The 7,860-nt window shown below is 49.9% G+C and carries 5 protein-coding genes; 3 read left to right on the top strand and 2 right to left on the bottom strand.

Features of this window, described 5'->3' with window-relative positions:
* On the bottom strand, positions 1 to 441 hold a 441-nt coding region (locus JNJ77_04475), incomplete at its 3' end, for a hypothetical protein (GenBank protein MBL8821822.1).
* 653 nt (positions 442 to 1,094) lie between these two features.
* Here JNJ77_04475 and JNJ77_04470 point away from each other — a divergent pair.
* On the top strand, positions 1,095 to 1,313 hold the full coding sequence (locus JNJ77_04470; protein ID MBL8821821.1) for a hypothetical protein: 219 nt from the start codon (positions 1,095 to 1,097) through the stop codon (positions 1,311 to 1,313).
* Here the strand turns inward: JNJ77_04470 and JNJ77_04465 are convergent.
* On the bottom strand, positions 1,272 to 4,256 hold the full coding sequence (locus JNJ77_04465) for a PKD domain-containing protein (protein ID MBL8821820.1): 2,985 nt from the start codon (positions 4,254 to 4,256) through the stop codon (positions 1,272 to 1,274). The two genes, JNJ77_04470 and JNJ77_04465, sit on opposite strands and share 42 nt — an antisense overlap.
* 369 nt (positions 4,257 to 4,625) lie before the next feature.
* Here JNJ77_04465 and JNJ77_04460 point away from each other — a divergent pair, with 369 nt between their 5' ends.
* Positions 4,626 to 5,216 carry a hypothetical protein gene (locus JNJ77_04460; protein MBL8821819.1) on the top strand — a complete coding sequence of 197 codons (591 nt, stop codon included), beginning with the start codon at positions 4,626 to 4,628 and terminating at the stop codon, positions 5,214 to 5,216.
* Positions 5,213 to 7,786: a protein kinase gene (locus tag JNJ77_04455; protein ID MBL8821818.1), complete on the top strand. Its 2,574-nt coding sequence runs from the start codon at positions 5,213 to 5,215 to the stop codon at positions 7,784 to 7,786. The genes JNJ77_04460 and JNJ77_04455 overlap by 4 nt, the downstream gene beginning before the upstream one ends.
* The last annotated feature ends 74 nt before the right edge of the window (positions 7,787 to 7,860 follow it).

The raw sequence follows: 7,860 nt of genomic DNA, 5'->3' as shown, positions 1-7,860 counted from the left end.
CGTTGCCGATGAGTTGTCCAGGTACAATCCCGTCACGGAAGCGCCCGTTCCCAGGTTAGTGGAACCGTTGCGTAAGTGAAAATGTGCTACATGGTCTGATGCACTCAACTGAAACGCCTGGTCAGGAACATACAAATGCTCAAGCGTTAGGTTGCCTCGATTGAGCAAGGTAGCACCTGGGCTGTTCCAGCCGATCTGGAGAGCGTATCCGGTGATATCATGACCTTGGGCATTCAGAACCGAGCCGGCATCTCGCAAATCGATGTAGCCATTGCTACTATAGCCATCGCCGGATGTAGCTAAATGGCCACCAAGTGTCAGGCTTCCCCCTGAACTAACCCAATATCCACCTGTCGCAGTGATATTGCCGCCCGTGGTCAGAGTACTTCCTGAACTCACAGCAACGTAACCGGTCAGCACCTGAGATACCGACAGCGACAAGCTACTGTTGCTAGATAGTATGATACTTGTATTTACAACATCACTAGTGGTGGACAATATTGTGTTCGCATTCGAAATGTTGATAACACCAACCTGAAAACTCCCAGTCCCACGCGTAACACTTCCGGTTCCTCCGCTCCCAATATTCAGTGAATTGGCTGTCAGCACGAAGTTGCCAAGGTCCAACGTGCCATTGGTACCCGCACCATTGCCAAGATAAATGTTGTTAGCAGAGTGATTCTGGGTCAAAGTCACCGTGGCTGTGTTGATCGAACCACCGGGGTATGCGCTGCCGATGTAGACATTGTTCGCAGCCCCGGGAACAGTATTCGTTGTCCAGATACTGGAATTTGACCAATTGCCTGAGGCGATTGCCCCGACATCCTGTGCGGTAAGCGAAGTATAGGCAGTCGCGGCAAGAAATGAACTCAATACAAACCCAAAGCAGTGCTTCATTGATAACGTCCTGGAAATGCTCAACAACACGGAAACGGAAGAATCATTGCACTTCCAGCAGAAGAACAAGGATTTGGTTAGTTACATAGGATGAAAGGCTTGCCATCGCGGCTAACCGGATGGTATGATCCGCTTTCGAAACAATCTCCCCTCATGAACAATAAGCGCAATCCACCCTCAGGAGCCTTGATTTTTTCATGAGTGGAAGCCAGATTCCGTCAGATCATCAGATTACAGCCATTCTTCAAGCGGTGCACGGTGGTAATACGCACGCTGCCGAAGAATTATTAGCTATTACCTACCACGATGTGCGTCGAATCGCGAACATGATTCTCCGCTCTGAAAGACCGGGGCACACCTTTCCTACGGTAACCCTAAATTGGGTCATCTTTCTGTTCCTGGCTGATCAAATCTAAAATGATATCCAAGATCCCAGATGAACTGGCAAAGAACCAGTCAAGACCGGAATCACCACGGAGTGTATCGCCAGCACCATCATTGAAGACTGTCTGTTCTGGTCCATCAGACTTCAGAAAATAACCGTCATTAGCCTGAGGTTCACTACCGGTGCCTCGCAAATTGGCGACGCGGATATGATACCCACGGGTAGAATTCCATTCTGACCAGATCCGTCGAAGCGCTAAGTCAAGAGTGTCGTATGCTGTCGTTCCACCAATGATCAAATCATCATCCGGTCCACCGAACAAGGAATCTGATGCTTCTCCTCCGATAAGTATATCACGTCCCTGATTACCATTCAGTTGGTCCAATCCTGGCCCACCAACTAAGACATCGTTCCCTTTACCACCATAAAGTTGATCATTTCCCGTGCCACCATAACACCAAACACTGAGGTTGATGCTGCTTACAACTTGCAAACTATCGTTGCCTGCACCTCCATAGATCACAATCCGACCGAGAGGTGGCACACTGTTCAAGGAGTAGGATGCTGCGACAATCCCATTGAACAGCACTCTCACCGTATCATGAGGGCCCGGTGTAACTTGAATCAAGTCATCGCCAGGCGTTCCTCCTATTGCCAGAAGCCTATTACCCGGATCAAGTGGATCGTCTTGCAATCCAGTACTTGTAATGGTGATTGAGTGTGAATGTACACTGCTGATTCCACCATCCTTGTCGGTCGCAGTGACCGTCACGGTATAAGTACCGGTATTGGCATAACTATGGTCCAGGGTAATACCACTACCATTTCCTGAAGTGGGAAGTACCGTCTGAAATTCCCCATCTCCCCAATTGATCTGGAAGGTGAATCCAGCGGTGGAATCGGATATCCCCGGATCTGTTGCGGATAATGTAAATGTTCGTGCCTGGCTTGGAGTACCATCCACAGGACCTGTCACGGTCGCAGTTGGAACAACATTTGTAATGTTAACCGTTGCAGTGCTTATTAAACTTGTACCAAGGTTATCAGTCACTCGTAGTGCTACAGTTCGGGATGAATTGCCATCGAGGTTCAAGGCCGAAAAAGTTGGCGATTCACCAGTAGAATTAACATCAAACAGGTCTCCTTGGTAATCGAAATCCCACTCATAACTGACGATCCAACCATCCACATCACTCGAACCTGTGCTGGAGAGGGTGATGTCACTCCCCTCTGCTACGAAGTAAGGACCATTTGCCTGTGCGACGGGAGCCAGATTCGTAAGTACTGTTCGCGAAAATTCCGATGTATTGCCTGATGAATCTGTAGCTGTGGCTGAGATGGCTTCTCCTGAAACGGTCATGGAAGGCAACACGACATCGTATGATGCTTGTCCATTGGAATCAGTCGTTATTGTGGTATATCCCAGAAACCGTTCACCTTCTCCATAGCCTGAAGGATCAGCAGTTGTATTGGCAAAAAATTCAAGCGTCAGTGTAGTGCTGGCTGCACCAAAATAATGACCGAGTACATGGGTAGTGGCACCAGGAACAATGCGTGACAACGTAGGGAAGTTTACATAATCATTGGCGCCAGAATCTAAATCACCTGGATCATTAAGAGTTACCCCATTTCCGCCCAGGTCAATTCCGCGCTGGGTATTGTGATGGATGCTGTTGCCAGAAATGGTGTTGCCGGTTGTGGTGGCTCCAAGAACCCCAACGCCCCAGCGGCCATTAAACGCAATCACATTTCCAGCAGGTGCTGACAAACCTCCCACTACATTATTTTTGGCCCCATCGAATAGCACGATGCCATCAAACGTATTGGGCAATGCCACGGATCCCGTAGGATCCGTCCCAATGAAATTGCCCGCAACAGTATTTCCTGTGACACCATTACCACCGCCAAATCCAAAAAGGACACCGTATGGATTTCCCGAGATGACATTCCGCTCTACATCATCGGCAATCCCATCGGCGTTGGTGCCAATACGGTTGAACGATGGACCACCTACTCCTGCATATCCCAGTGCAACACCTCCGAAGCGATTACCTAGTGGTGCAGTGCCTTCTGAATTGGTACCAATGTAATTCCCCGCCACAATATTGTTGTTGGTGCCTGGTCCATAAATTGCTACTCCCATGAAAGTCGCACCGGCAAGTACATTGCGTTCGGAGGCATCGTTCATCCCATCACCATTGGTGCCTATTAAATTATCTCTAGCCCCTCCGCTGATATTAATGCAGTCTCCAAAAGCGCCTAAAATGGCGTTGCCTGAAGAATTGGTACCTACATAGTTGCCCATCACGACGTTATTTATGGCGGAGGTACCATAAATACCAATGCTGGAACTACCGGTTGACCCAGCCATTACATTTCGATCCGAACTAGACCACCCGCCTACAACATTATTTGCACCTTGAACGCCGATTGCTTCAGCGCCATTACTAAGTAATGCATCACCAGCGACATTTAATCCAATGTAATTGCCAACAATAATATTGCCATGAGAAACAATTCGTATTCCTTTATCGCTGAATCGATTAATCACGAGTCCACGTATCGTTGTGTTTCCGCCAGTGATAAAGAAACCACTCGCTCCCGCACCAGCGTTACTTCCATTCAACTCAATGATTGGGGTACCCGAATAACCAGGTTGCGTCGTTCCATCGATGGTTACTGGCCCTGTGATGGCAGGGAGTGCAGAAGATGGGGAAATAGTCTGCGACCCCGAACCCATAGCGAATATGATCGTATCTGCACCCGAATTGAGATTCGCTTCCATAATGGCCTGTCGCAAGGATCCCGCCCCACTGTCATTGCTGTTGGTCACTGTATAAACAGCCGGTGCCAGTCGGTCTTCCAGCCACTCCAGATTCAGCAATGTCTTTCTCAGGTTAGGACGAGGCTGCTGAGTTACCAATAAATTCTTGCTGCTACGACGCTGTGAACGAAACCAGGTGAATGCGGCCATCAGTGCTGACTCCAGGATGGGGGCGAAGTCAAAAAAAAGATCTACTAAAGACGTAAGCGTAATCCCCAGTTCGAACCTTGGGAGAAATGAGAATTTTCAGAATAATCGACAGATTCAGTACCACAGCATAAACGCGGCCCAACTCATCCGCGGTACATTTGTAACTCGGACATTTACTGATTCAATTCAACTGAACTGCAGAGTTCGTGGCTCTTCCTGAACGCGAAAAGTGCCCTGATTACAGCTTTTGGAGAAAAGCGAAGCTAATGCATTGCACATTATGCAAATCCGATGGTATGATCCTCAATCCACTACTACCGCCCTCATGAACTACAAGCGTAATCCACCCTCAGGAGCCTTGAAAATTTCATGAGTGGAAGTCAGGAAAATCGGAATAACGAGATAACCGCCCTCTTGCAGGCGGTCCAGGCTGGAGATGCGCGCGCAGCCGGTGAATTACTAGCTGTGACCTACCAGGAAGTCCGCAGAATGGCGGAGCTGGCGCTCAAGGGGGAGCGGCCGGATCACACACTGCAGCCCACAGCTCTGGCCCACGAGGCCATGCAGTACTTTCTGAACAGCGATGCAGTAGCGAGGCTGAAAGATCGCCATCATTATTTCGCGACAATTCGCCTGGCGATGAAGCATGTGCTGATTGATCACGAAAGACATCGGCAAAGTCTCAAGGCGGGGGGAGAATTCGAACGTCAGCCTATGCGTTCTTCCATTCTGGGAATTGAATCAGCCAAACTGCTTTCACCGGTGGAACTACTTGAACTTTTGGAAAAGCTGTCTGACAAAATGCCTCGCGCTTCGGAAGTAGTCATGTTACATGTGCTGGAGGGTTTGCCTCAAGCAGATGTCGCCGTTCGATTGGAAATATCGCTAAGCACCGTGGAAAGTGATTTTCGCATGGCCCGCGGCTGGCTTCGCCGCGAACTGGATATGGAGGCGTCATGACCTCAAAATCAAATAACGAAATTCAAATCATCTTTGAAGCAGTATGCCGACTGTCACCCAGCGAGCGTACCACCTGGTACACACAGCATGAGACGGCAGATACCGTTCGTCAGGAAGTGGAGGAACTGCTTCGTTACGATAGTCTGGCTCAAGCAGAATCGTTCTTTACTCCCCGGTCAGGAACAGGAGAGCGAGACGTGCTGATGGGCACTTGCGTGGGGCCTTACGAAGTGATCAGACTGATTGGCCGGGGTGGCATGGGGAGCGTTTATCATGCACGCCGCAAGGTGCCGTACGAACAGGATGTAGCCATCAAGGTAGCAGATCTGCGTCTGGGTTCCGGTGCAGCACGATTCCATGAAGAACGACAAGTACTTGCCGATCTGCACCATCCCGGCATTGCGAAGCTGCTCGATGGTGGCATCCTGCCCGATGATCGGCCTTACCTGGTCATGGAGCATGTGCCGGGGGAGCATATTGATTCCTATGCAGACTCGAACAAACTGCGTGTCATGGAGCGGGTGCAGTTATGGCTACAGGTCTGCGAAGCAATGGCATCTGCCCACAAACGAGGTATCATCCATCGCGACCTGAAACCAAGTAATGTCCTGGTGACGCAGGATCGGCGGGTCGTGGTAGTGGACTTTGGCCTGGCCCGACGCTGGGAACAGTCCAGTGGGTTGACGCGGACAGCCATGGTGCTGGGTACTCCGGAATACATGTCTCCCGAACAGGCGACTGGCAAAAAGGGCGAAACCACTCCTGCTACCGATGTCTATGCCCTGGGTGCGGTGCTGTACACACTACTGACAGGCCGCCCACCATTCCGGTCGGAATCGCCATTGCAACTGGTCACTTTGATGTTACAGGATGAGCCTGTCTCACCCAGGCGACTGAACCCGGCGGTATCTCGTGATCTGGAAACCATTTGCCTACATGCCTTGCACAAGAATCCTTCCGATCGGTATCAGAATGCTGGAGAGCTTGTAGAAGAATGCAAGCGACTCCTCGCTGGTCAACCGATTCTTGCCAGACCGACACCCCTCTGGAAGCGTGGCTGGCTCTGGGCCAGACGACGCCCCGGCATGGCGATTATGGGAGCAGTACTACTCGCTACTATCATCACCAGCCTGGTCGCCATTGGTTTCTATTGGCGGAAGGCTTTCATTTCGCTGGAAACCGCCAAGAAGTCTGCGGTGCAGATAATCGAACATGCCATGAGTATCTCCAAAGTACCCGGCATGCAGCGAGCCCAGGTCGAACTGCTGCGCCAAGCGATTGCATCTTTTGATCCAGTCGTTCGCGAACTTCAGGATGAACAGATCACGCTGCAGTATCTACGGGCGCGACGACAGCTGGAGGCAACACTGCAAGACTTAGGGCTATCGGAGGAGGATGAAAAACAATCTTTCCAGCTACTTCAGGAGACACGAAGATATGTTGAATTATATCCTTCAGCAGAGATGAACATCGAACTCAGTTATGTTCTTCGCAGCCTGGGTAGAATCTGTGCATCCAAAAACAAAGTAGAAGAATCACGTGCTTACAGACTGGAGTATATCCAGGTTCTACGTGATCTGGTTAATCGATTTCCACAACGACATAGCATATTGGGGTTGTATGCCGACTCGCTGACTTTTATGGGGCATTTAGAAGAAATGCAAGGTCATACTCTACAGGCAGATGATCTGAACCGTCAGGCACTCCAGATTTATCAGCAACTCTATACACTCTACCCTAATGATCCGCAAGCGCGGATACGGTTTGCAGGCTGCATCATCAACATGGAACGAGTTTACGCCACGATGGAGGAAAAAGACCAGATTCGTTACGAACTCCTTCGCCAAATTCATGAGCTCGACATGGCCTTCAAGCGAGAAAGCCCAAAGCGTATTGATTATCGTATAGTGACATCTGATGGTACCAGACTACTTGCCGTTTGGTACATGCAACACGGGGAATTGATTAATGCACAGGAGTTGCTTTCAGAATTGATCGGTCTGCATCAGCAACTCATCCAGCAGTACCCAGACGTGCCCAGTCACGCGAGTATACTGGCATGTCTTTATTTTCAACAAGGCATTGCCTTCCATAATCTCAAACAAAGTGAAGAGGCAGTCCAGGCATTTAATCAATTCTATTCAACATACGAACAAGTTCTCAAGAAGACTGGAAATCGGTTTGATATCGCAACTAGCTATTCAATGAGAATTCTCGAATGCCCTGTCACATCGTTGCGCAATCTGGCACGTTGTGAAGAACTCACTCGATACTACGCTACATACCAACTCCAAAAGCAAACTTCCGATCCAACATTGGGCATATTACGCCTCCGGCAGAACCGTCTGCCGGAAGCCCGTGATTTGCTCACCGAAGCCTTCGCCCGTCGTCGTCATATTGATGAACCTGCCCAGTACCATCTCTACCTGGCACTGGTTTACGCCAAGCTCGGTGAAGTAGCGAAGGCCCGTGAGCACCTTGCTGCAACAACACGCTATTTCCAGCGTTTCCCCAAAGACATCCTTCTGGGGCAAGTGCGTGCCGAGGTGGAAGCAGCACTGAAAAAATAATGGCCACGCCTTGTTGGAGTGGCCAGACACAGTGCAACAAAAATAACACACCGATGGCAACGCCATTGGTGTGA

It is taken from the genome of Planctomycetia bacterium (assembly GCA_016795155.1).
Lineage (GTDB): Bacteria > Planctomycetota > Planctomycetia > Gemmatales > HRBIN36 > JAEUIE01.
Note: the sequence above shows the minus strand (reverse complement) of the source record. Positions and strands in the feature narration are given on the sequence as shown.

Coding starts and splice junctions, on each gene's coding strand:
- JNJ77_04470 (MBL8821821.1), top strand. CDS start 1,095: ATGAGTGGAAGCCAGATTCCGTCAGATCATCAGATTACAGCCATTCTT.
- JNJ77_04465 (MBL8821820.1), bottom strand. CDS start 4,256: ATGGCCGCATTCACCTGGTTTCGTTCACAGCGTCGTAGCAGCAAGAAT.
- JNJ77_04455 (MBL8821818.1), top strand. CDS start 5,213: ATGACCTCAAAATCAAATAACGAAATTCAAATCATCTTTGAAGCAGTA.
- JNJ77_04460 (MBL8821819.1), top strand. CDS start 4,626: ATGAGTGGAAGTCAGGAAAATCGGAATAACGAGATAACCGCCCTCTTG.